General features: G+C 42.3%; 22 protein-coding genes. 11 read left to right on the top strand and 11 right to left on the bottom strand.

Features of this window, described 5'->3' with window-relative positions; translation table 11 throughout:
- Positions 1-241 precede the first annotated feature (241 nt).
- From BUC20_RS24865 to BUC20_RS24830, 8 genes are all read right to left on the bottom strand, one after another.
- Entirely contained in the window at positions 242-1411 is a 1170-nt protein-coding gene (locus BUC20_RS24865) for a FecR family protein (RefSeq protein ID WP_073234508.1), read from the bottom strand.
- Positions 1412-1550: 139 nt separating this feature from the next.
- On the bottom strand, positions 1551-1808 hold the full coding sequence (locus tag BUC20_RS24860) for a hypothetical protein (protein WP_073234505.1): 258 nt from the start codon (positions 1806-1808) through the stop codon (positions 1551-1553).
- An 18-nt stretch (positions 1809-1826) separates the two neighbouring features.
- The gene (locus BUC20_RS24855; protein ID WP_143166910.1) at positions 1827-2483 is read right to left on the bottom strand and encodes a hypothetical protein; all 657 of its coding nucleotides are present in this window, start codon (positions 2481-2483) and stop codon (positions 1827-1829) included.
- Positions 2484-2511: 28 nt separating this feature from the next.
- The gene (locus BUC20_RS24850; RefSeq protein WP_073235643.1) at positions 2512-4743 is read right to left on the bottom strand and encodes a TonB-dependent receptor; all 2232 of its coding nucleotides are present in this window, start codon (positions 4741-4743) and stop codon (positions 2512-2514) included.
- 111 nt (positions 4744-4854) lie between these two features.
- Positions 4855-5565, bottom strand: a complete 711-nt coding sequence (locus BUC20_RS24845) for a LytR/AlgR family response regulator transcription factor (protein ID WP_073234500.1) — start codon at positions 5563-5565, stop codon at positions 4855-4857.
- On the bottom strand, positions 5562-6587 hold the full coding sequence (locus BUC20_RS24840) for a sensor histidine kinase (RefSeq protein WP_073234497.1): 1026 nt from the start codon (positions 6585-6587) through the stop codon (positions 5562-5564). The genes BUC20_RS24845 and BUC20_RS24840 overlap by 4 nt, the downstream gene beginning before the upstream one ends.
- 124 nt (positions 6588-6711) lie before the next feature.
- Positions 6712-7308, bottom strand: a complete 597-nt coding sequence (locus BUC20_RS24835) for an RNA polymerase sigma-70 factor (protein WP_143166909.1) — start codon at positions 7306-7308, stop codon at positions 6712-6714.
- A 236-nt stretch (positions 7309-7544) separates the two neighbouring features.
- Positions 7545-8009 carry an Lrp/AsnC family transcriptional regulator gene (locus BUC20_RS24830; RefSeq protein ID WP_073234491.1) on the bottom strand — a complete coding sequence of 155 codons (465 nt, stop codon included), beginning with the start codon at positions 8007-8009 and terminating at the stop codon, positions 7545-7547.
- 179 nt (positions 8010-8188) lie between these two features.
- On the opposite strand from BUC20_RS24830, the gene BUC20_RS24825 reads away from it, so the two are divergent.
- Genes BUC20_RS24825 through BUC20_RS24815 form a run of 3 tightly spaced genes read left to right on the top strand, consistent with a single transcriptional unit; the run spans position 8189 to position 11430 of the window.
- Positions 8189-9238: a PLP-dependent cysteine synthase family protein gene (locus BUC20_RS24825; protein WP_073234488.1), complete on the top strand. Its 1050-nt coding sequence runs from the start codon at positions 8189-8191 to the stop codon at positions 9236-9238.
- Positions 9239-9262: 24 nt separating this feature from the next.
- On the top strand, positions 9263-9715 hold the full coding sequence (locus tag BUC20_RS24820) for a protein-disulfide reductase DsbD N-terminal domain-containing protein (protein ID WP_073234486.1): 453 nt from the start codon (positions 9263-9265) through the stop codon (positions 9713-9715).
- Positions 9716-9720: 5 nt separating this feature from the next.
- Positions 9721-11430, top strand: coding sequence for a protein-disulfide reductase DsbD family protein (locus BUC20_RS24815; RefSeq protein ID WP_073234483.1), 1710 nt, complete (start codon positions 9721-9723; stop codon positions 11428-11430).
- 88 nt (positions 11431-11518) lie between these two features.
- On the opposite strand, the gene BUC20_RS24810 is transcribed toward BUC20_RS24815, so the two are convergent.
- Both BUC20_RS24810 and BUC20_RS24805 read right to left on the bottom strand, forming a co-directional pair.
- Positions 11519-11893: a hypothetical protein gene (locus BUC20_RS24810; RefSeq protein WP_073234480.1), complete on the bottom strand. Its 375-nt coding sequence runs from the start codon at positions 11891-11893 to the stop codon at positions 11519-11521.
- Between the two features lie 111 nt (positions 11894-12004).
- A complete protein-coding gene (locus tag BUC20_RS24805) occupies positions 12005-13192 on the bottom strand; it encodes a redoxin family protein (RefSeq protein WP_073234477.1) in 1188 nt (395 codons plus the stop codon).
- A 180-nt stretch (positions 13193-13372) separates the two neighbouring features.
- Here BUC20_RS24805 and BUC20_RS24800 point away from each other — a divergent pair, with 180 nt between their 5' ends.
- From BUC20_RS24800 to BUC20_RS24765, 8 genes are all read left to right on the top strand, one after another.
- Positions 13373-13570 carry a hypothetical protein gene (locus tag BUC20_RS24800; RefSeq protein ID WP_073234474.1) on the top strand — a complete coding sequence of 66 codons (198 nt, stop codon included), beginning with the start codon at positions 13373-13375 and terminating at the stop codon, positions 13568-13570.
- A 185-nt stretch (positions 13571-13755) separates the two neighbouring features.
- Positions 13756-14325, top strand: coding sequence for a porin family protein (locus tag BUC20_RS24795; protein WP_073234472.1), 570 nt, complete (start codon positions 13756-13758; stop codon positions 14323-14325).
- A gap of 81 nt (positions 14326-14406) precedes the next feature.
- Complete coding sequence (locus BUC20_RS24790; protein WP_073234470.1) at positions 14407-14745, top strand: hypothetical protein; 339 nt, start codon at positions 14407-14409, stop codon at positions 14743-14745.
- Between the two features lie 2 nt (positions 14746-14747).
- Positions 14748-15872 (top strand): sensor histidine kinase, encoded by a 1125-nt coding sequence (locus BUC20_RS24785; RefSeq protein ID WP_143166908.1) that lies wholly within the window; start codon positions 14748-14750, stop codon positions 15870-15872.
- 10 nt (positions 15873-15882) lie between these two features.
- Positions 15883-16641 (top strand): LytR/AlgR family response regulator transcription factor, encoded by a 759-nt coding sequence (locus BUC20_RS24780; protein ID WP_073234465.1) that lies wholly within the window; start codon positions 15883-15885, stop codon positions 16639-16641.
- A gap of 145 nt (positions 16642-16786) precedes the next feature.
- Positions 16787-17974: an efflux RND transporter periplasmic adaptor subunit gene (locus BUC20_RS24775; protein WP_073234462.1), complete on the top strand. Its 1188-nt coding sequence runs from the start codon at positions 16787-16789 to the stop codon at positions 17972-17974.
- Between the two features lie 24 nt (positions 17975-17998).
- Complete coding sequence (locus BUC20_RS24770) at positions 17999-21154, top strand: efflux RND transporter permease subunit (RefSeq protein WP_073234460.1); 3156 nt, start codon at positions 17999-18001, stop codon at positions 21152-21154.
- Positions 21155-21156: 2 nt separating this feature from the next.
- Entirely contained in the window at positions 21157-22575 is a 1419-nt protein-coding gene (locus BUC20_RS24765; protein WP_073234457.1) for an efflux transporter outer membrane subunit, read from the top strand.
- A gap of 87 nt (positions 22576-22662) precedes the next feature.
- Here BUC20_RS24765 and BUC20_RS24760 read toward each other — a convergent pair whose 3' ends face one another.
- On the bottom strand, positions 22663-25020 hold the full coding sequence (locus BUC20_RS24760) for a PAS domain S-box protein (protein WP_073235641.1): 2358 nt from the start codon (positions 25018-25020) through the stop codon (positions 22663-22665).
- Positions 25021-25113 lie beyond the last annotated feature (93 nt).

Genomic DNA, 25113 nt, shown 5'->3' with positions numbered 1-25113 from the left:
TAGGTTAAAAGCATTAAATTTCATACTTTCGTTTAGTTTGGGTTTAACTCATAAGACGCTTAGCAAAATTGTGTTTGGAGGGTAACTCAGCTATTGCCATGGAAGTGCTGGTAACACTTTCGTGGCTTTTTTGTGTAAGCCCCCCTTAGCTTGTTAACTTCCTCTTCGTAGCTTTTTCTTCATTTTGATTTGTTTAAGTTGATGGTTGATTTGATATATCTAAGCTGGTCAGGCCTGTTCTTTATTTTACTTTTATCGTTTTTCCTTCTATAATGAATTTAACATCACTGGTTTCTTCCAGCATATTGAGCACTTTGGATACGTGGTCAAATCTGGAAACCGATCCTGTAAAGGTTGGAAGCACTGCTTCTGCATTCAGATAAATGATCTTCACATCATACCATCTGGAAATCTTTCTTAAGATGCTTGGCAGGGCTTCATTTTTAAATCTGAACTTGCCATCTTTCCAATCAATTACCGCATTCACGTTCACTTCGCTCACTTTGATTTTATTGTTTTTAAAACTGGCCTGCTCTCCCGGCTTAATCACCGCTTGCGCCTTATTGCCAGTAATTTTAACACTACCCTCAATTAAAGTGGTTTTCGTATCCGGCTCGTCTGTATAGGCATTTATATTAAAATGAGTACCCAGAACTTCTACTGTTTGTTCAGAAGTATGAATGATGAAAGGATGTTTTTTATCTTTTGCCACCTCAAAGTAGGCCTCCCCTTTCAGCTCTACTTTTCGGCTTGGCTGACGGTTTAACGCGGTACTGTAAGTAAGACTGGAAGCGGCATTAAGGATTACCAAAGATCCATCTGGTAAAAGCACCTGATAGCTTTCTCCGTTAGCGGTTGAGATGGTATTCAGGCTGTTCGTTATGGCCTCCGACTGATCTTTGATTTCATAAATCAGCTTGCCATCGGCTGTTTTTCGGATCAGCACTCCGGATTCTGTGGCCAGTTCTCCTTTGCCCACATCAGACAGCACAATCTTTTTCCCATTTGCCAGAGTCAGCGTGGCTTTATTTTTTCCAGGGGCGATGTCGTTCGCTGCGATTGTTGTTTGTTCGGTTTTCGTTCGGGAATCGAGTTGATAGAAATACAGACCAGCCGCAACAATAAGAGAAACCGCAGCAGCGACAGCGATCATTTTAGGCCAGATAGATTTTCTTATGGCCTGTTTCCTTGGTTGAGATTTAATATTCTGAAGGATCTCCTGTTCATGAGGGACCTGAACATTTTCCAGTTCCTCATCATTGATCTGATTCCAGCTGTCATCTAACAATTCACTGATGATCTCATCAAATGTAGCATCGTTCAAAACTGCTTTGAACTCTGCTATCTCCTGAGGGTCCTTTGTTTTTTTCAGGTATTGCTGATACAGGAAACTAATTCTGCTTTTGTCCATATACTTATTCCAGGCTTAATTTTAACCGAATGTTGATCTCCCCCTTTCTTATATAGACAATCGGGAAAGACCTTCAAGGTAATGGACATGAAAATATTTTTTGCTAAAAAAACAATGCCTCTCCAGGAGGCATTGTTTTTTATTTTGAATGTTCCTTTTCCGGTAAAGCTGCCTTCCAATACCCGCAGCCAACCCTGTCATTGCCCTGCCTGCTGAATGCAAAACGCATCAGCAGTCCATTTACCGCAATGAACAGTACGACAGCTAATATCGCCGCAGTTTTTGTCAACACAACAAGGGTTGGATTTTTAGAAAACCCTCCAAAAACATATCCGATAATAAATACCATACAGACGCCAAACAGGATCCGTATGAACATGATGATTCCAAGTCCCATGATCTTAAAATTTAATGATTATTTGTTTTTACTTAACAGCTCCTGACTCTCTGCCTTTCCCCAATGAGGATAAACACCTGTTTCCGGATCTTTTAACAATCCAAGGCTCTGTTCGGCCAATTGTTTACCCAGTTCTTTATTTCCTCCCCATAGTTTAGGTGTATTGTACATTTCCCAGGCTTTTACGTAGATGGCTCTGGGATTTTGCGGGTTCAATGCCTGGGCTTTTATCCGGTATTCCTGAGACAGCTTTCCATACTTACGGCCATAAGTCATGGGGTTGATGAAAACCTTTGTGCGGTACACCATACTCAATACGGTATACACCTCCGAAAGTTCCTTTTTTTGCCCTACGGTATCCAGCAATGCCTTAGCCTTTTTTGCCTGATCTTCTCCGCGATTGCTGAAAGGCTCAACACCATCTCCATCATCCTGAAGGAAAAAGCCTGTTTTCGCGTTGCAAAAAGCAGCATAATAATAGGGAAGCCAATTCTTTTTGTCCTGTTCGGCAATGCTCAGAAACTCTTTTTGAAGGCTTTCATAGTCCCGGGCCTTTGTAGCCCGATCCAGCTTTGTTACTGCATTTTGCAATGCATCTGTTGTTGTTTTTCCCTGTGCACCTGAGGTAAAATAAGCGCTCAGCAGGGCCATAATCGTGAATACTAACTTTTTCATGTTAACGGTTTTTAAGATTAAAAAATATTTATAGGTTTTTATCGATAAAGTCACTTGTACGATCTATGCCGAAGCTCATAAATATGCCCGCATAGAAATACCTGGCGGCAGGTAAGGTTATGGGTACTTTATGAGTACCATCCAGGCTATAATTATAACCAAAGACCTGTCTGGTGCCGAGGATGTTGTTTACTCCTACACTGAAACCTGAAACCGGCTTCTGTTTCCAACTGTTGAATAAGGAAAAGAGATGGGCAACCTGAAGGTTAGCAACACTGTATACTTTTGTCCTGCCATGGTCAAAGATCCTGTAGGTTTGATCAGCAGTATCGTATCTCATATCATAGTAAGGCCTGCCTGTAGCAAAAGCATAGGAAATATTCAGGTAAGTATTGATCTCCTGGAAATTTTGTTTTAAGGCAATAGTTGCGGTATGTGGGGCAGCGAAAGAAGGCTTCAGCGCGTGGGGATAATTCAGTTCGGTCCGCTTCGTATCCAGATAGGAATAAGTAATCCAGTAGTCCAGGTTTTTAATTGTCTTTTTATCACGAAAAAAAAGCTCCAGTCCCTGGGCATAACCACGCCCTCCGTTGCCAGTTAGCGGTATTGTTTTTACAAGATCATGGTAATCTTTCCGGTAAACCTCGATCCGGAAAAACCGGTTATTTGCTTTTTTTGTATAATTCAGGATATAATGTGCCGCATTTGAGAATTTCAACTCAGAATTCTGGTACAGGATCTCGTTGATGGGTTGCTGATAAAAGAGACCATAAGCAAGATTAAACTGTCCTCCTTTTTCTAAACGGTAAGCGATGCTCAACCTGGGTGCAACCACGGCCTTATTGAGCAGGGAAGAATATTCGATACGGGTTCCGATTTTGGCGGCCAGGCCGGCTGCAAAGTAAATGTCTCCCTCTGCAAATACAGCAGAAAGATGGTCGTTAAGTAAAAGGGCACTATCATTTAACCTTCCCCTATCCTGAGTATAAAAATGTTCTGCACCGAAGCGCAAAGCCTGGTTTTTGGGAAGCATATCTGTAAAGACCATCCTGATCTGCGCGAAATCAGATTTGATCAGTCGCTGTATGTTTTTCAGGCTCATGCCTGCTTCCGGCAACTGAACCGGCGATCCGGCGACATCCTCAAGACGAGCAGTGGTCTGATCCTGATTATAACTGTATACTGCTCCTGCATCAACCTGCCAGTGGTCTGCGAAATGACCACGATAGCTCAGGTTATTATAGCTGCTTTTTCCTTTCACATGGTTAACCGATTTTAGTTCCGTGCTGTCAATATCCGGATTCCGCATCCCCACATCACTCCTGTTCCAGTTGGTATAAAACTTCAGCATCCCTTGCCTACCGGTTTGTATCCTGAAATTGGCATCGCCTTCAAGATACTCCGGTCCGCTAAAATAGTCAGGTTGCTGTTTCACAACCGCATTGTATAAGGAGGCTTTGGTATAGCGCAGCGTAACTCCGAAACTATTTTTTTTATCATCCGATAGCTGCTGTATACCGGCACTCAGATGTGGTGGAAAAACGGAAAAATAAGCTGATGATTTCTCCGGGAGGTCGTTACTTTCCAGGATCAGTGCACTGCTCATGGCACCGCCATATAATGCAGAGTAGCCACCTGTACTGAACAATATGCCTTTGAATAAAATGGGGTTCACACGGGCATATTGCTGGACTCCTGGCAGTTTAGGGTAATTTGGATTTTTAAGTAGTGTCCCATCTATAAACTGTCTGGTCTCCTCTCCTGTTCCACCCCTCACAAAGAGTCCATCCGCCTCACCGATTTGCTGAGCACCTGGCAGCGAACGAAGTGCCAGGGCCAGGTCCCCATTATTTCCTGCAACAGTAAACGCATCCATTGCGGTTAGAGAGGCCCCTTTAGCTTTGTCGCTGGCCTCAAAGGAACCTGCACTAATGACCACTTCGTTCAGGTTTCGCGTATCTGGTTTTAGAATAATTTCCAGGTCTATAGCGGAATCCAGTCTGAGTTCTTTTTTAAATAACCTGTAACCAACGAAAGAGACCTGCAAGGTTTGGTTTCCTTTTAATGCATTCAATGTAAAGCGCCCTATACTGTCTGTTTCTGTTCCTTTTTCATTCTGCGTTATTGAAACACTTGCAAAAGGAATGACATTGCCCTTTTCGTTTTTTACAGTTCCCGAAATCCGGTATTGCCCAAAAACAACAGAAGAAACCAGGAATGGTAAAACGGAGAAAAGATATTTAATGAAATTTGCTTTCATAACCAGTTTGTCTTGAATCATTTACAAGCAAACCTATTGCGAAAAACAACACCATTTCCGGAGAGTAGACCACCCACAGAATTGTGTAGACAAGAAGCTGAATTCTATAAACTAGATTTCCCGCGGATTAAAGATCTTCATTAGTTGATCTTTGTAAAAGCCACTTACCGGAATTTCCTTTGCTCCAATACAAACCACATCTCTTTTTACAGCGGTGATCTTTTGTACAACAGCAAGAAAAGATTTGTGGGTTCTGACAAAGGTATTGGCTGGCATCTTTTCTTCCATCGCTTTCATGGTCATACGGGTAAGCACCGGCTTTTCAGTAGTAGACAAATGGATTTTAATGTAGTCTTTCAGCCCTTCAATATAGTCTATATCTGCAGCCACAATTTTAACCAGTGTATATTCTACATTGACAAAAAAATCGGGTAAATCAGTAATGCTGCTCTGCTGGTTGTTTTGTAAGCGGAACCATTCATTTGCGCGGTTACAGGCTTTTACGAAACGTTCAAAACTGAAGGGTTTTAACAGGTAATCTACCACCTGCTGATCGAACCCTTCCAGCGCATATTGTTCATAAGCTGTGACCAGGATTACCATTGGGGGATGGGGAAGCGATTGTAAAAACTGTAACCCGTTTAATCCGGGCATCTGTATGTCCAGAAAGATCAGGTCAACCTGTTCAATTTCCAGAATTTCATAGGCTTCAAATGCATTTTTACAAGTTTTAATGAGCTGTAAAAATGGCAATTGCCGGATATTATCTTCGAGCAGGTCCCGAACAAGCTTTTCATCATCGATGGCAATACATTTGATCATTTCAACATTAAAGTTAAGACAATATGAAACATACCCTTATCTGTTTTTATCTTTAAATCGTGCCGGTCTTTGTACAGCAAGTCAAGACGCGATTTCACATTGGCCAATCCGATCCCCGAGCTTTCGTCTTTACTGGCCCCGGGTTTCTGATCTATTTGATTTTCCACTTCAAAAACCAGCTGATCGTTTTTGATAGAAACATGAATCCGTATCACCGGGTTTTCCAGATATCCCGTTCCATGTTTAAATGCATTTTCTACAAAAGGAATCAGCAACATGGGCTCAATGGTATAGTTTTCATTTTCAATATTCTGCCCTGTATGGTATTGAATATCTACATCATCACCAAAGCGCAGCCGCTGTAATGCAATATAATTATTCAAATAGGCCATCTCTTTAGCCAGTGGTACCTTTACGATCTGTGTATCATAAAGTGAATACCGCATCAGATCTGAAAGCATAATCAGGGCGGGTTCCATTTGGTCGGATTTCTTTCTGGCCAGAGAAACTAAATTTGTGAGCACATTAAACAGAAAATGCGGACTGATCTGGGAACGGAGAAACTTCAGTTCTGTGGACAACTGTTCGGCCTTGATTTTTTGTTGCAGCCGGTCGTACTGCAGCTTATCCAGCACTTTGCGGTAAACAATGCTGATGATAAAGACCACAATCGAGGGTGCAAAGACAAACTTATAAGCCGCCATGTCTTTGAGTACCTCAGGAAACCACCATAGTAACATATGGTATTTCAGCTGAAAAGAACCAATAATCAGCAATGCAGAAGCAGGAATATACACCCACCAAAGCCGCCGGTTGAGCAATCCGGGGATCAGAAAGAAGGCATTAAAGTAGAAGATGAACAGGTGAAGGCATCCCGCAAGACTAAAGAAAAGACCAGGTACTGGCCCTATTTTATATTCATTTTCTGCTGAGGAAATGAGATAGGGCAAACTGAGTACCAAGCCCCAGATGAGGACATGAAGTATGATATTGATGTATAAAAACCTAACCGTTTTCTTCATTTACATTGACCTTAAAACGTAAAGTTAAGGATTCAGATAAAGTACTAAAGTAAAGAGTAGACAAGATGGGAAATTGTAGCGACAAGCCTCGCATAACGCAGTAAGTTTGCGCTATATAATGGTTTTATAACAGTCTGAAAATAATCAGCAGCGCAGCAACATCGCTATGTTTACTCAGGTGAGCACGCAGAAAACGCAGGGCGAGTTTCATATGCGTAGCGACCGTTAAAGGAGACAGGTTTAAACGGTCGGCAACCGTTTCATATTTCAGACCTTCTACCTGACAAAGGTTATACACCAGTTTTTGCTGAGAAGGAAGTAATGCGATTCCTTCCAATAAGACCTTTCGCGTATCATTAAGGAGAATTTGTTCTTCTGTTTCATTGTGATCTTCCTGATAAATCAACGCCATTTCCCGGTCGATCCTGTCTTCAGTCTGTAACCTTTTAAGGATATTCAGGGAGCGGTTACGGGCAAGTGTGCGGATATAGGATTCCGGATTTTTAAGGTCATTCAGGTCTGCTCCCATCTGCCAGATTTTCAACATAATTTCCTGCATCACCTCTTCGGCAAGAATATCTGATTGAAGGATCCTCATGGAAAACAAAAATATTTTTTTACTGTATTGTTTGTAAAAAATATCAAAGGCACGCTCATCTCCCATCGCTACTTTGGCCAGTAATGCAGGTACATCAAAAAGAGAGTTTATTGGCTTTTCCACTTGATCCAGACTTCCTTAATTAACGAAAAGAAAGGGCAATTATAAGTAATTAAATCAGGAAAGCAAGTAGATTATAAAGGTCTGGCAACAAAATAGAATCTTGAAAATCAATGCCCTGAATGCACATTTCTACTTCTGATCAAGGCATTTTCAGCAGGCATGACCAGGCAAACAACAAGAGCGAAATCTATGCTTTACCCTTATTAAAATAAGGAGTTCTCCAATGAAAAATTTCCTTATAGTGGATAGGCTGTTTCACTCTTTGTTTCCGACAATACAAAGAAGCTCTGGACCGTACTTACATTTGGAAGCGTGGCCAGCTTGTGACGTAGAAACAGGTGATAAGCATCCATATCACTCGTGGCAATGCGCAGAATAAAATCATAAGCACCAGTCATCTGGAAGCATTCCATGACCTCTTCAAATTTTGCCACTTCACTTTCAAACTCTCCCAGTGTTTCGGCAGTATGTTCTTTTAAAAACACATGGGAAAAGGCGATCAGGCTTCTATCGATCTTCTTCCGGTCCAGAATGGCCACAATGCGCTTGATATAACCCTGTTCTTTCAGCTTCCGGATCCGTTCATGAACCGTAGCAATAGATTTTTTGATCTCAAAAGCGATCTCTTTATTGTTGAGTGTTGCATCCTGCTGAAGCAATCTGAGGATTTCAACATCTGTAGGGTCAAGGCTGTTTTGCATATCAGTTTCTCAAACTGATTGTCGAAAAAAGAGACAATCAGCAGTAGCTAAGTAAAGGTGTTACTGTAAATAATTACATAAAATTAATCATTTTCCGTAAAATAATCAGCAAATAGCACCAACTATTGTTGCAAAAAACATAAATACAGAGTTTTGTCGGAAATAAACGCAACAAAAAAATGCTAACTAAAGAGAAAACCGTCTCCTGCTTAACAGATACACTGGCCGAAAAATTTGAACATTTATGGCACCTGGTGGGCAATACGCCTATGCTGGAACTTCATTACAACTATAAAAACAAAGCCGGCAAGATCTATGTAAAGTGTGAACATTACAACCTTACAGGAAGTGTAAAAGACAGAATGGCTTTGAACATCATGTACGAAGCTTATTGTTCTGGTGCGATCAACCCTGGTGACACCATCATTGAGGCTACCAGTGGAAATACCGGAATTGCATTTGCGGCGATAGGTCGTGCACTTGGACATCCTGTAAAAATCATCATGCCCAACTGGCTTAGTAAGGAAAGAATAGACATCATCCGAAGCATGGGTGCAGAAGTGATCCTGGTGAGTAAAGAAGAAGGTGGTTTCCTTGGCAGTATCAGAATGTGCGAGGAACTGGCTGCAAATGGAGGTGTATTTCTACCGAGACAGTTTGAGAACCGTTACAATGAGGAAGCTCATGAAAAAACCACCGGAATGGAGATCTGGGAGCAATTGAAGGCTTTCGGATTGAGACCTGACGCTTTTGTGGCCGGAGTAGGAACCGGAGGCACGGTGATGGGTGTTGGCAAAAGACTAAAACAACACCATCCATCTATAAAAATACATCCGCTGGAACCTGCAGAAAGCCCTACCCTGACCACAGGATATAAAGTCGGCAGTCATAGGATACAGGGAATTTCTGATGAGTTTATTCCAGAGATCGTAAAGCTGGATGTACTGGATGAAATCATACAGGCAAATGACGGTGATTCGATCATTATGGCCCAAAAACTGGCAAAAGAACTTGGTCTTGCCGTAGGAATTTCTTCCGGAGCCAACGTAATCGGAGCCATTAAAATTAAAGAACAAATGGGCGAAGGTGCCGTTGTGGTCACCTTACTTTGCGATAGCAATAAAAAATACCTGAGTACAGATCTTGTAAAAGAAGAAGCCATTAAGGAATCCTTCCTTTCTACGGAAGTCACTTTTACAGGATATCACCCGATCTGTCGTTTAAAATAACAACCTAAACCTAATACCAATCAAATGAAAAAATTAGTTTTATTCACCCTCGGGCTCCTGTTTAGCCTTTCGGTGAGCAGCCAGATCCTGAAACCCGTAAAATGGAGTTATGCCGCAAAGAAGACTTCTAAAACCACTGCTATATTGTACCTGAAAGCCAGTATTGAGGATGGATGGCACCTTTATTCCCAGAACATGGCCGATGGTGGTCCAATCAAAACAACCTTCAGCTTTAGTCCGGCAAAAAACTACCGGATCAGCGGAAAGACTACGGAGCCTAAAGCCACAGTAAAGTTCGAAAAGTCTTTTAACATGAATGTGAGCTATTTCGAAAACTCAGTGATTTTCCAGCAGCAGGTAAAACTAAGCGGAAACGGAGCAAATCCTGTGGTAAAAGGAACCGTTGAATTTATGGTTTGTGATGACCAGCAATGTCTTCCACCGGAAACTGTCGAATTTTCTATCCCTGTAAAGTAATCGCAATGGATTTAAGAAAATATAACACAGGCATCAGAATGCTTGTCGTTGGATTGTTGCTGAGTATAGCGTCCTTAACCTCTGCTCATGCTCAGGAAACTGATAGCACATTAAACGATCTGGAGTTTACAGAGATTGGCCCGGATACTTCGGTAGTTACCAGTAAAGCAACAAAAGTAGCCGATTCAGCAGCAGTTAAAGCCAAAGACACCGCCGGTAAGGCCGTCACAAGTACTGCAAATCTCAAAACAACTGAACAGGAAAAAACCTTATGGGAAACTTTTGTTGCAGGGCTGTTGGGTGGTTTTCTTGCCTTTTTAATGCCTTGTATCTTCCCTATGGTTCCATTAACGGTAAGTTATTTCACCAAGCGGGCCGGAAGCCGGCAAAAGGGAATTGGCCAGGCTTTAATCTACGGACTGTCGATCATCATCATCTATGTTGCCTTCGGTTTACTGATCACCATATTCTTTGGTTCTGCAAAATTGAACGAGCTCAGCAGCAGTGGATGGTTTAATTTTATATTTTTTCTGCTCCTGCTCACCTTTGCCGTTTCTTTCTTCGGGGCATTTGAGATTACGCTGCCCAGCTCATTGGTCAATAAAATAGATCAGAAAGCAGACAACAGTAAGGGGCTTGGAGGGATTTTCTTTATGGCTGCCTCTCTGGCACTGGTTTCCTTTTCCTGCACCGGACCAATTATCGGAACCTTACTGGTGCAAGCCAGCTCAAAAGGCGAATTGTTGGCCCCTGCAACCGGAATGTTTGGTTTTGCATTGGCACTTGCTCTTCCCTTTACCCTTTCGGCAATATTTCCGGGCTTCCTGAACAGCATGCCCAAATCCGGTGGCTGGTTAAATACTGTGAAAGTATGTCTGGGTTTCCTGGAACTGGCACTGGCACTGAAATTTCTTTCAGCAGCAGATCTGGTATGGCATTGGGAATGGTTTGACAGGGAGATTTTCCTGGTCTTATGGATCGTTATCTTCGCATTGATGGGACTTTATATTCTTGGAAAGATCAAATTCTCTCACGACAGTGAGGTTAGTTATGTTTCTGTTCCAAGGTTGTTTTTCGCCATCTTTTCTCTCTCATTTGCCATGTACCTGGTTCCGGGTTTATGGGGAGCACCGGTTAACATATTAAGTGGAATAGCTCCGCCAATGAATACCCAGGACTTCATCCTGAATAGCGGTGGATCATCTGGCAATTCAGTGGCAGTAGATTTCCCGGCTAAAGTAAAGCACAGTGAAATCTTAAAAGCACCGGTCGGTTTCCATCCGTTTTTTGATTTAGAAGAAGGAGTAGCATACGCAAAGAAGGTGAACAAACCAATTCTGATCGACTTTACCGGACATGCCTGCGTGAACTGTCGCAAGATGGAAGATAAGGTATGGATAGATCCCGAAGTTGGCAGGATCATCAAAGAAAAATATGTGCTGATTCAGCTATATGTGGATGAAAGGAATATCAAAATGCCAAAAGATAAGGTACATTATTCTGAAATCTTAAGGACCAGTACAGATGATCTGGGCAGATGGAACGGAGATTTTCAGGCCAGCAAATATGGCTCAAATTCACAACCGTTTTATGTTTTGGCCGGGCACGACCTGAATCCTCTGGTTAAACCGGGAGGAGCAATATTTGAAGCAAAGCAATATGCAGCATACTTACAAAGCGGAGTTGACGCTTTTGAGAAAAAGAAATCCGATTAGGTCATTTGCCGACCTGATGGAGGTTAGTTAATAGTTAAATAAGTAAAGACAGGTCGGTGGATGCCGACCTGTGCTTTAATTCTCTTTTTTAATCTTCTTTTTTCCGGACACCAGTCAGGTTAAACTGTCCATTGACTTGTCCGCTGATGTTATCTGCGTCTTTTTTCAACAGGCTCATCTCCACTTCACCACTGCTATGGTCGAACTTAACCACCACTACAGAATCTTTTAACGCAACATCCGTAAATGGCATGTCTTTCTGATCAGCTTTACCGGTAATACTTCCGGTTAATTTGCCATCTTTCAATTCGAACTTCACCAATGCTTCGGTATCTCCCTGAGGCAGCCCCTTGATCAGGATATCCCACTTACCGACAAAGTAAGTGTCACTTTGCTGGGCATGAACCCCATTGGCAAGAAACAACAATAAAACAAATGAGAAAAGGACACTTAATTTTTTCATAATGAATAGATTACAGGGTGAATATTTACCTAATATAAAAAATATCGCTTATATATATTTCAGCAAATGATGATCAAATTGTTATTTTTCAGTTAGCGCTGATCATTGCAGTTATAACTGATAAATGGTCAGCATCTCTACCATTCGTTGTTCTTTATTTAATACCAGCCCCATGTCACTTAATATTTTGATCAGGCTGGAAGGATTCTCGGGTTGAAAAGAAAACTTAATGTCAAATGTTGAATTGACTTTGGTTTCATCGAGCACCATTAGTTTACCCACCCCATAGTTCTCCAGATAAGCAGCAAAATTTTTCATCGTAATGGCTTGCTGGTCGATCTCTCCATGACGCGCATAATAGGTCCTTTTACCTGTTTTATTTCTGGAAATAAGATTGAACTTTGTTTGATCTGCAATTTTTAATACGTAAACCTCTTTCATCTGCTTCGCTGTCCGGGCTTGTATATCAAATCTTTTTAACAACTCTTTTTGTAATTCGGGTAAAAGATCCTTTTCATTTTTCACGATGATGTCAAGGCAGTAAGCCGCATCAGCGCGGTCGGAAGAAATCATGTTAATGGTTCTTTTGGAAGAATAACCGCCATAGGCCATAGCATAAAGGCCATACAAGCCAATATTAACAGCGCTGATTCTTTTACCCTTATAAATGCTGTCTGACTGATATGAGGTACTAAAACCAGGTAATCCTTTTATACTTTGCTGCATGATGAAACGCGGTTTACCTGCCTCTTTTATCGGAAAAATAGAATCTACCAATGCTTCATCAGAAGAAAACAGGATGTCTTTTTTCTCCGGCAGGAACACGTGTTTTTTACTGAGCAGCTGATCGATCACCGATTTCGTGACTGCTTCCGGATGGGTACCGGCAATAAATCCTCCATTATCTGAGAGGACAACTGTATGAGGAAGGAGCTGATGAGGAAATACCCTGGCAATTGAATCATTTTTATCAATCGCAAACCATAATCCTGAGGCCCTTGATTTCAGGAAATCCGTAATTCTTTTTTCTGATTCATTACTGATGGCAATAATTTGGAGCTGATCTCCATAATGTTTTTGTAACGCTTCTAAATGTGGCATCGCAGACAGGCATGCCCCGCACCATGTAGCCCAAAACTCCAGAACAACGATCTTGCCTTTTAACTGACTCAACTTCACGCTCCTGTCCGGAGCATTCAAAACCGTTGCAAAATTGAGATCCGGAACAGTCTCTCCGTTTTTCATTTGCGCCATGGCGTAATTAAGCAACAACAGAGCGATCAATAATATTTTTTTCATTAGTATAATTGTCGTAATTTTTAAATAGAACCGACCTGCTGCTTAATAAGCAGCGTTAATTATTTCATAAATAGAGAATTTGAAAGTAAACATTTTAAAGAAGATTCAGATATTTAAATTCTTCAAAACTATTTTCCCTACCTTCTTGTTCTTTAAAAAACACAATTAAAATATACCAATATGGGCCTACTAAAATCTCTTCTTATCGGTGCCGCAGTTTATGGGGCAGTAAAATATGTCACAAAAAAAGGTGTCAATGGCAAATCTATCGTAGATGAGCTGAAAGAACAGGCGCCGGAATGGATAGACAAAGCAAAAGAATTCGGGAACGACGTTAAGCAACAATATCGCCAGGCAACAGACCCTTATACGGAATAGCCTATAAAGTATTCCTGATCAATTGAAACCCGCTATCTCCCAATAGCGGGTTTTCTTTTTCAAAAATGCCAATCGTCTCGGTATTAAATTTATACGCTTGAGTTGCAAATTTAGTCAATTGGGTCTCTTTCCACCCTTAGGGCGCAGCGACATTCCCTATCATTGTATCAACAAAATAAATAATCATGAAGAAGTTATTATTATCAACTGTAATGGTTTTGAGTCTGGGAGCTGTTAAAGCCCAAAAGATCGAATTGATTCCTAAAGCAGGGATCAGCATTAGCAAGCAATCCATCAGCAACATAGATGGAGAGAAAAACAAAGTTGGATTCACCGCCGGATTAGGCGTTAATTTTCAGGTTGCCAAGAGTGACTTTTCCATTCAGCCGGAGTTAAACTACGTGAGTGAGGGAACGAAAATTAAAAGTGGCAACCTTACCATTAAACAAAACCTGAACTACCTGGAATTGCCGGTATTGGCAAAATACAGCTTCGGACCGGTTTACGTAAATGCAGGTCCATCGATTTCCCTACTGTTATCTGACAAAAAGAAATTAGAGTCATTTTACGGAGGTAAGGTTCAGAAATTTGATTTTGGAATCCAGATGGGTGCCGGTGTAGCCGTTCCTGTTGGCCCTGGAAAGTTCATCGTTGACGGCAGATATGCCCTGGGATTAACTGACATCAGCAAAGCTGCTAACAAGGTTAAAAACAGAGGAATTATTGCCACTATCGGATACGCATTCCCTTTGTAAAACTTAATTAATTGATTTTCTCAAAGCAGGTCGGATTGTTGTGTTAACGCAACAATCCGATCTGCTGTTTTCATAAAAAATATGATCATTCCTATCTTCACTTTCATCAGGATCTATCTTCAGCTCAACCTCCTGCTTCAAATGGAATTTGGCACACATAAGCCTGGTCTTTTAAATCCCGATCCGGAGAAAAAACTGGAGCTGCTCCCTTCCGAAAGGAATAGGTTATTCAACAGAGTGGAGGATGGTTTTAACATCTCTTTCAGTTTTATAGAAGAGGAGGCGATACATACACCATATGATCTGATCAATGCCATCATGGAAAAAAGAATGCAAAATGGTTCAGATCTGATCAATCATTTTTTATTTTCGGGCAGGAATACCTCTTTTAACACCGCTGATCAGGCTCATATTATGTAATTTTGAAAAGTAAAAGAACATTTAGCGGAACAATGAGCAAATCAAGAGACGTATTTCCAAGGCCATTAAACAAATACCTCAGGTTTATCACCATTCCGGCGTTATTCCTGGTTTTGAATCTACTGTCTTACCTGCTGAACCCTTACAGTGCCTATTACAACCATTATTTTAGCAGACCTGTTTTAGAGATACTGACGGATGCCGGGCTCACCATGATCTTCTGCGGATTGATCTTTGAATTGAGTGTACTCAATTCGGTGATGCTGGATAAAATCATCCCCTGGACGGAAAAACCCTTTACCCGTTTCAGTATCCAGTTGCTCCTTCAGATCATCTTTGTGATCATTCTGATGGTCCTCTTATACTTTATCGGTTCCTTCATCTATACCTATGAAGAAAAACTCACCTTCGAAGAAGAGCTCAACAGCCTTCAGTTTGTCTATGTATGTGTCATCATGGGCATTTTGATCAGTGCTGTAACCACAGGAAACTTCCTCTTGCAAAAATGGAAAACCACCATGATTGAAGCCACAGAATTAAAACTAAAAACAGCAGAATTTAAAGAGATCGCCATGCAGGCAGAACTGCAGTCGCTGAAGCTACAGTTAGATCCCCATTTCATGTTCAATAACTTCAGCACCTTATCAGAGTTGATTTCAGAAGACCAGTTAAAAGCAGAAGTCTTCCTCAGGAACCTTTCTCGGGTATACCGTTACATGATTGTCAACCTGAATAAAAATATCGTATCCCTGGAGGAGGAACTGATTTTTGTGGATGCCTATTTATACCTGATCAGGATCAGGTATGGCGAGAATGTCACCATCTCTGTCGACATTACCAATGATGACGGACGGGGCATCCCTCCCATCACCCTGCAGCTTCTGATTGAAAATGCCATCAAGCACAATGCAGCTACAAAAACCAATCCCCTGCACATCCGGATTTACAATACCGATGCACACATCGTGGTGAGCAATAACCTCCAAAGAATCAAACTGGCCATTCCTTCGGCCCGTATTGGCCTTCAAAACATCAGAAGCAGATACGCCCTGTTGTCGGAAAACCTCCCTTCGATCATCGAAGATGAAAATTCATTTGCCGTTTATCTACCTTTACTCCCATTATAGCTCCAGAAATATGAACATTCTTATCATTGAAGACGAAAAACCAAATGCCAACAGGCTGATCAAACTGCTGACAGAGATCAGGGCTGATGCGGTCATTCTGGGTGTCCTTGCCAGTGTAGAAGAAAGTGTGAACTACCTGACACAAAATCCTCATCCGGACCTGATCATGATGGACATCAGACTCGGAGATGGTTTATGCTTTGAAATATTTCCTAAAGTTGAATTACATTGCCCGGTTATTTTTACCACCGCATATGATGAATATGCCCTCCGTGCGTTCAAAATATACAGCCTCGCCTATTTGTTAAAACCGATAGAAAAGAGTGAGCTGAAAGATGCACTGGACATGTACGACCATATTTTACAGGAAAGCAATCCCAATAAAGCACTGGACCAGCTGGTGGATTATATCAAATCGAAATCCGTGATCTACAGGTCCCGCTTCCTGCTTCCTTATAAAGACGGCTATAAGACCATTCTCGTCTCTTCCATAGACTACATTTATTCAGAGCTTAAGATCACTCATCTTGTGCTCGACGACGATACCGATATCATCGTTCCCTTCACCATGGACGAGCTGGAAGACCAGCTTGATCCGGTCTGTTTTTTCCGGGCCAACCGTCAGCATATGATTTTTGTGAACAGCATTCTTTCGATTCATAATTATTTTAATGGTAAATTGAAAGTGATTTTGAAGAGCAAAAGTTCCGGTGAGATCATCATCAGCAAAGAGAAGTCAGGGCAATTTAAGGCCTGGCTGGACCGATAAGGAGCTCCGCCATCTTCCAGATTTCAGTTAAAGGTTTTACCGTTTCAGTCGTGATTATGTCCATTTCGGTCATTTATTACGACTAACGCGCGTAAGACGTTTTACTTTTGCATTCATTTTTAAAAGAACATAAATTATAAAAGCAATGTCTTTCCCTCCAACCCCCAAAAATCAAAAGCGATACTTACTATTATTATCCTTGCTTTTCCCTGCAGCTCTTTTAAGCAGTTGCGGTTCGAAAGGAGCAAACGAACAGGCAGCTGGTGCAGGAGCTCCCCCTCCTGCTGAAATTCCGGTCATCAGTGTGATGGAACAGCCTGCAGTTACCTTTACGGATTATTCCGCTTCGATTGAAGGAAAGGTAAATGTAGACATCCGTCCGCAGGTAGATGGTTACCTGGACAAAATATTTGTCGACGAAGGTGCACATGTACAAGCCGGACAGCCCTTATTTAAAATCAATGACCGCGTTTATCAGGAACAACTGAATACCGCCAATGCTTCAATGGAAGCTGCAAAAGCAAAACTGCGTACTGCACAGATCGAAGTCGATAAAATCACCCCATTGGTAAAAAACAAGGTGGTTTCTGAAGTACAATTGAGTACTGCGCAAGCCAATTTCAGCGAAGCTCAGGCAGCCGTATCACAGGCAAAATCAACCATTGCTTCTGCAAAGATCAATATTGGTTTCTCCCTGATTAAAGCGCCGATCTCCGGATACATTGGTAAAATCCCTAAAAGAGTAGGTAACCTGATCAGCAAAGGCGAAGCTGAACCCATGACCACCCTTTCTGACACGAGAGAAGTATACACTTATTTCGCGATGAGCGAACCTGCATTCCTGCATTTCAATGCACAGACCGCGGGGTCATCAATGGCAGAAAAGCTGAAAAAACTCCCTCCTGTAAGTTTAATCCTTGCCGACGGGACTACTTATCCTCAAAAAGGAAAGATTCAGATCGTGGATGGTCAGTTTGATAAAAACACAGGTTCGATCAGCTTACGTGCCGTATTCCCTAACCCAAACGGACTTTTACGTTCGGGTAATACCGGAAAGGTCCGTCTGGAAGAAACCCATGCACAGGCATTGATGGTTCCAAGAGCATCTACTATGGATGTACAGGATAAAATCTTTGTGTACTTCGTTGGGCCAGGTAATAAACTGCAACGCAGAGCGATTACCGTTTCCGGAAAAAGCGGCAACAACTACCTGATCAGCGATGGGCTGAAAAAAGGAGAAACCATCGTATTTTCCGGTCTTGATGGTCTTGCTGAAGAAGCAGTGATCAAACCTAAGCCTCTGAATACGGACAGCGTTTACCGCGCACAATAATTTACATTTTAATACGAAATCAACATGTTACAATCTATCATAAGAAGGCCGGTATTGGCTACGGTAATCTCCATCTTGCTTGTTTTGCTGGGGATCGTAGGTTTGACCCGACTTCCAATTACCCAATTTCCAGACATTGCCCCGCCCACGGTAATGGTATCAGGGAGTTATCCCGGAGGAAACAGTGAGGCGGTAATCCGATCCGTAATTACACCTTTGGAGGAATCCATCAATGGGGTGGAAAATATGGATTACATGAAATCTACTGCCAGTAACGACGGTTCGTTCTCGATCTCTATTGTCTTTAAACAAGGGACAAATCCGGATCAGGCAGCGGTAAACGTCCAGAACAGAGTTTCACAGATCAACAGTCAGATGCCTGCAGAGGTATTACTGGCGGGGATCAGTACCTCAAAACAACAGAACAGTAACGTAATGTACTTCAATATTTATAGTGAAGACAAAGCGAAATACGATGAGAAGTTCCTTCAGAACTACACCAAGATCAACCTTGTTCCTGAACTGAAAAGGATTCAGGGTGTGGGTCAGGTGCAGATTTTTGGTTCCAAAGATTACTCGATGAGGGTATGGTTGAATCCGCAGAAAATGTCGGCCAACAACCTTACTCCGGCAGATGTAACCGCAGCCATTAACGACCAGAGTCTGGAAACTGCTCCCGGAAAATTTGGTGAGGAATCCAAAGAAGCCATAGAGTATGTAGTGAAGTATAAAGGAAAGTTAAACCTTCCTGAGCAGTATGAAAACCTGATCATTAAGTCTAATCCTGATGGCGGAATCCTTCGTTTAAAGGATGTGGCCAGGATTGAATTTGGTGCTGCAAGTTATAATAGTGACTCTAAAATGAACGGTAAAGATGCCGTAACCTTAGGGATCCTTCAGGCCAGTGGTTCCAATGCGAACGAGATCGAGATTCAAGTGCGTAAATCGCTGATTAAAGCGGAGAAATCATTTCCGAAAGGGATAAAATATGATATCCTTCAAAGTACCAAGGAAAGACTGGACGAGTCGATCAGCCAGGTAAAAACAACCCTGATTGAGGCCTTCGTTCTGGTATTTATTGTGGTGTTTATTTTCCTTCAGGATTTCAGGTCTACCTTAATCCCGGCGATTGCGGTTCCGGTAGCGATTATCGGTACCTTCTTCTTCCTGCAAATGATTGGTTTCACCGTCAACGTACTGACCCTTTTCGCATTGGTACTTGCCATCGGGATTGTGGTCGATGATGCGATTGTGGTGGTGGAAGCGGTCCATGCCAAGATGGAAGGGACCCATATGTCGGCCCGTGAAGCCACCTATTCGGCAATGAGCGAGATTACAGGAGCAATTGTATCCATTACCCTGGTAATGGCAGCAGTATTCCTCCCTATCGGATTTATGGAAGGTTCCTCAGGGATTTTCTATAAGCAGTTTGCCTTTACCCTGGCGATTGCGATTTTGATTTCGGCGGTAAACGCACTGACTTTGAGTCCGGCTTTATGTGCCCTTTTCTTAAAAAACAACCATGCTGAAAAAGAAGGTAAAAAAGAAGGTTTCTCTAAAAGGTTCTTCAGCGCGTTCAATACTTCATTCAACAGAATGACAGACAAATATATCGGAAGCCTGAAATTCCTGATCAGATTCAAATGGCTTAGTCTGGCAGCACTGGCCCTGGTAACCGGTCTTACTTTCTATATGATGAACACTACTCCTAAAGGGTTTGTTCCGAATGAAGATGATAGTTTCATTATCTATTCTTTAACGATGCCTTCAGGTACGGGATTAGACCGGACTACGAAATTCATCAAAAGAGTCGATTCTACGCTGAGAACATTTGATGCAGTGAAAAACGTAACGAGTGTATCCGGTTTCAACATCATGAGTAATTCATCAAGCCCTGCTTATGGTTTAGGTTTCAGTAAACTGAAAGCGCCTAAAGAGAGAGGTGAAGTGCAGGATATGGATGGCGTAATTGGCCTGATCAATGCCAAAATGGCGACTTTAAAAGAAGGTACCGTAAGTGTATTCAGAATGCCTCCGGTAGCAGGTTATGGTGCAATTGGTGGTGCAGAGTTTGTATTACAGGACAGAACAGGTGGTAACCTGCAGAAATTCAGTGGTGTGGCCAATGGGATTGTCGGACAGTTGTTCGGACTGGATGGAGTAGCGGTAGCCTTTACCACTTTCAAAGCAGATTATCCGCAGTTTGAACTGGAAGTAAATGATGAAAAAGCAAAACAACTGGGTGTCAGTGTAAGAGATTTACTCAGTACAATCCAGGTATATTACGGTGGTGCACAAGCCTCAGATTTTAACCGCTTCGGTAAATATTACCGGGTAAATGTGAAGGCCGATGGCATGTACAGAACCGATAAAGAATCTCTGAATATGGTATTCGTGAAGAATGCACAGGGTAAAATGGTTCCGGCGAGTGAACTGGTAACTGTAAAAAGAGTATATGGTCCGGAATCTGTAGACCGTTATAACCTGTTCAATTCCATTACGGTAAATGCAATTGCAAAACCGGGAGTGAGCAATGGTAAGATCATGGAGCAGATTGAAACCCTGTTGAGCGAGAAATTACCTAACGGATACAGTTATGAATGGAACGGCCTTTCCAGAGAAGAGAAATCTTCAGGTTCTCAAACCCTTTTCATTTTGAGTCTGAGTCTCCTGTTTGTTTACTTCCTGCTGGCTGCACAGTATGAAAGTTATATTTTGCCACTGGCCGTAATGCTTTCTATTCCTACGGGATTATTAGGCGTATTTATCGCCATCAAGATTGCCGGAATAGACAACAACATCTATGTACAGGTAGGTTTGATCATGCTGATCGGATTGCTGGCCAAAAATGCCATTCTGATCATTGAGTTCGCCTTACAACGCAGAAGAGAAGGTATGGAGCTGATTGCTGCTGCCCTGGAAGGTTCCAGACTTCGTCTGAGACCGATCCTGATGACTTCCCTGGCCTTCGTAGCAGGTATGATCCCGCTGATGATTGCTACAGGTGGTTCTGCGATGGGTAACCGCTCGATCAGTACTGGTGCTGCCGGCGGGATGCTTGCAGGTGTAGTACTCGGACTGTTTATCATTCCTGTATTATTTGTAGTCTTCCAGTCCCTACAGGAAAAAGTAACCGGAAAACCGGTAGTTGAAACAAACGACGACGTCAAATCACATTAACAATGAATCATTTACATAAATTATATACCGTTACCGCCTTAGCCATCCTGATTTCAGGATGCAAGGTCGGTAAGGATTATGTCCGACCGGGCATGAATCTTCCACAGCAATTCAGATCTGAAGAGGCCAAAACAGATTCTACGAGTGTCGCGGCATTGAGTACCAAAGCCTTTTTTAACGATACGGAATTACAATCGCTGATCGACAGTGCAAACGCGAAAAACTTTGACCTGCTGATTGCCCTGAAAAACATTGAAAGCGCAGATCAGAGCCTTCGTGAAGCAAAAGTAAACTTCCTGCCGGAACTGGGTTTAAACATTCAGGCGAATTCCAGTACACCTTCAAAAAACAGCTTAAATGGCTTGAGTATCGGTCAGTTTATCGGTTCAAGGTCAGTACAGGATTACAATGCAGCTTTAAATCTTTCCTGGGAGGTTGGTTTCTTTGGGAAATTAAAAGGAATGAAAGCAAAGGCTTTATCAGAATACCTTCAGACACGTGAAGCTTCAAAAGCGATCCGTAGCAAGCTGGTATCCGGAGTAGCCACTGGCTATTACAACCTGTTGATGCTGGATGAGCAATTACAGATCGCCAACAGAACGCTTGCCTTGAACGACAGTACGTTAAGGATGACAAAATTACAATGGGATGCAGGATTGACAACCATATTGGCCGTTCAACAGGCAGAAGCGCAGAAACTAAGTTCAGCACAGCTGGTTCCGTCCCTTCAGCAAAGCATCAGCATTCAGGAAAATGCATTGAGCCTGTTGACAGGAACACTGCCTTCTTCCATCAACCGGGTAAAGAAACTGAATGAGGTCGCTCCCGCGTCGCAAATGCCTACCGGATATCCGGTGGCTTTACTGAACAACCGTCCGGATGTAAAAGCAAGCGAATATGCGCTTCGTGCCAGCAACGAATCTGTTGGCATTGCACAGGCAAGCATGTACCCATCTCTGAACATCACGGCAAACGGCGGACTGAACTCTTTCAAAGCCAGCAACTGGTTTAACATCCCCGGTTCCTTATTCGGCATGGTTGCAGGGTCAGTTACACAACCTATCTTTCAACGCAGAAAGCTGAAAACAGCCTTCGAAATTGCCAAGGTAGAAAGAGAAAAGTCTGTGTTACAATTCAGACAGACTGTGCTTACTGCGGTGACCGAAGTTTCGGATGCACTCGCTAAATCAGCACGGTTAAAAGAACAGGTTGCCATTGCCGAAACTCGGGTTAACACCCTCCGCTCGGCCATAAAAAATGCGAACATGCTCTTCGGAAGCGGCATGGCAACTTATTTAGAAGTGATCCTTGCACAGGGAAACCTATTGCAGAGTGAACTGGAACTGAGCAACCTGAAACGTCAGCGTTTAGGCGCAGATGTGGAACTTTATACTGCTTTGGGAGGCGGTATCATCGAATAAAACAAAGATCTTTCCCCCTATATTTCTATTTGTTAGTCAGTACTGCGGAGGTTTTTTCCATCCTCCGCAGTTTGATAAAACCAGAGCTTACTTGAAATAAATCTTAAAAGTAGTTCCCACACCAACCTCACTTTCTACACTGACCTTCCCTCCCATCGCATCGATCTGGTTCTTGGAAATAAATAAACCAACTCCTTTGGAATCCGGATTTCCGTTAAAAGTCTTGTACATTCCATACAATTCATCCCCATATTTTTCCAGGTTCATTCCAATTCCGTTATCAGAGATCTGTAAGACCATCATGTCTTCCCGATGGCAGCTCAACTCAATCAAAGGCGTTCTGTTTTCATCACTGTAACGGATGGCATTGAAAATAAAATTCAGCAGGATGCTTTCCAGATAAGCCGGATTATAATTGACCAGCACATCTTCAGTTACCTTGTTCACAATCACCACATGCTTCAATACAATCTGATCGTGAAGGACATTCAGGGTTTTTTCGATATACCTGCTCAGGTTGAGCGGCTCTACAATGATGTTAATATTGGTCTGAATGTTGACCACCTCATTTAAATTCACTAAGGTTTCATTGAGTGCATCAGATACCGTTTTTAAAAGCCCGATCATCTCATCCCGCTCTTCATCGGAGTTTGTGGTATCAATTAAGGTAGAAATAGACTGGATGTTACTCGTATGCGAGCGCAGGTTATGGGAAACGATATAAGAGAAGTTCAGCAGGCGCTTGTTTTGCTCAGTTACCAGGTCAAAGGAATGATTCAGGTCTCTTTCCGCCTGTTTCTGCTTTGTTATGTCGATCATGATTCCCCTCAGCAGTACAGCTCTGCCTTCCTCTGCGATCACATTTACAATATCCCGAAGCCAGACTATAGTTCCGTCTTTTGCCATCATCCGGTACTCGAAATCATGCTGTTCCAGCTTCCTCGTACAAACGACACAGTAGTCGATCGCCCAGTCTCTGTCGTCGGGATGAACATGATCAGCCCAAAAGGTTGGGGAGGATAACCATTCCTCTGCCGTATATCCTAAAATGTCTTCTGTTTTTTTACTGATAAAGGAAAAGTCAAAGGTTTGCGGATTTGCCTCCCATACGATCCCATCAATCGTATTGATCAAAGATTCCAGGCGGTGCTGGTACTCTTCCGCAACCTGCTCCGCTTCAACCCTGGCCGTCACATCTTCTACAACGGTAATATGGCTTGTTGGAGGAGTCCCCGGCTTCCATAAGGGGGTAATCATTAAATTTACCCACACCACTTGTCCATCTTTCCTGTAATACCTTTTTAAGAGTTCAAACTCTCTGATCAACCCGGCCCTCATTTGCTGAAAGTAACGCAAATCTTCTTTTAAATCATCCGGATGAGTCAGGGCCTGAAAAGTTGTCTGACGTAATTCTGCTTCCGAATATCCCAGTATTCTACAAAGTTTCCCATTGATCCGCAAAAATGTGCCGGTATTGGAATCTACTTCCATAATACCTATTGCAGCCTGGTCAAATATGGTTTTAAATTTAATTTCATTTTCCAGTAAACGGGAAGCCTGATCATGAACCAATATCTGTAGTTCTGCGGGTTTTTTAAAGACGAGGTAAACTAAAAAACCGGTCAGCGCAGCAAGCAGCACACTGAATATCGTCGGAAAAATGATTTTCAAGTGCGGCTTATAAGCATCAGAGGCCAACACATACAGTTTCCAGTCGCCATCAGGAAAATCTATGGTCTCCTGGCTTGATGTCGTATAATCTGGAAAAACAGGGAGAAAAAACTCTTCTTTACCGGTAACAGGGTTTACTTTTGACAACTGAAAGTGAAATTTGTTGTTCATTTGATCATATAAACCTGCTTGTTTCAGAAATACGTCCAGCTTAATCACTGTAGCAGAAAAACCCCAGAATTTATTGTCAAAAAACAAAGGCATCCGGCCTACAATGCCCATCCCTCCCTGCTGCAATTCTATTGGTCCGGCGAAATACATCTTTCTAAGTTCGATCGCTTTTTCGGCCTCAAGGGAGACGACTTTTGAGAGTTTAAAAATATCCACACCTAAGGCTTTCTCGTTTCCCTTCAGGGGATAGATATATTTAATCACTCCATCCGGTACAAGTTGCACCGAAGATAAGGTCCGGTTAGAATTGATCAGCTGTGCAGCCACCGTTTCAAAATTCTTAGGAACACCATCCCCATTAATGGTGAGTCCGAGGGTCAGTGCAGCGGTATAACTATTCTTTAAAGACTGATCGATATTGTGCTTCACAGTACTCAGTATCCTGGACATTTCCAATCGTTTATCTTCCTGCACCAGTCGGTAACGCTGATTGGCAACAAAGAGAATGATGGCAGTGAGGAGTATAAATACAAGGATCCCCATCGCTTTAGGTTTCCTGAACAAGACGGTTGTTGTAGAGGATAATTTGTTTTCTATATTCATTTTTTCCCAGGCAGGACCTAAATATAACAAAAAATGGTTGACATGACTGTGACAAATGATCAATTGATTTTCAGGTTTAATTTTTACTTTTAA

Origin of the sequence: Pedobacter caeni, from assembly GCF_900129215.1 — a bacterium.
Lineage (GTDB): Bacteria > Bacteroidota > Bacteroidia > Sphingobacteriales > Sphingobacteriaceae > Pedobacter > Pedobacter caeni.
This window is presented reverse-complemented; position numbering and strand designations above follow the sequence as displayed.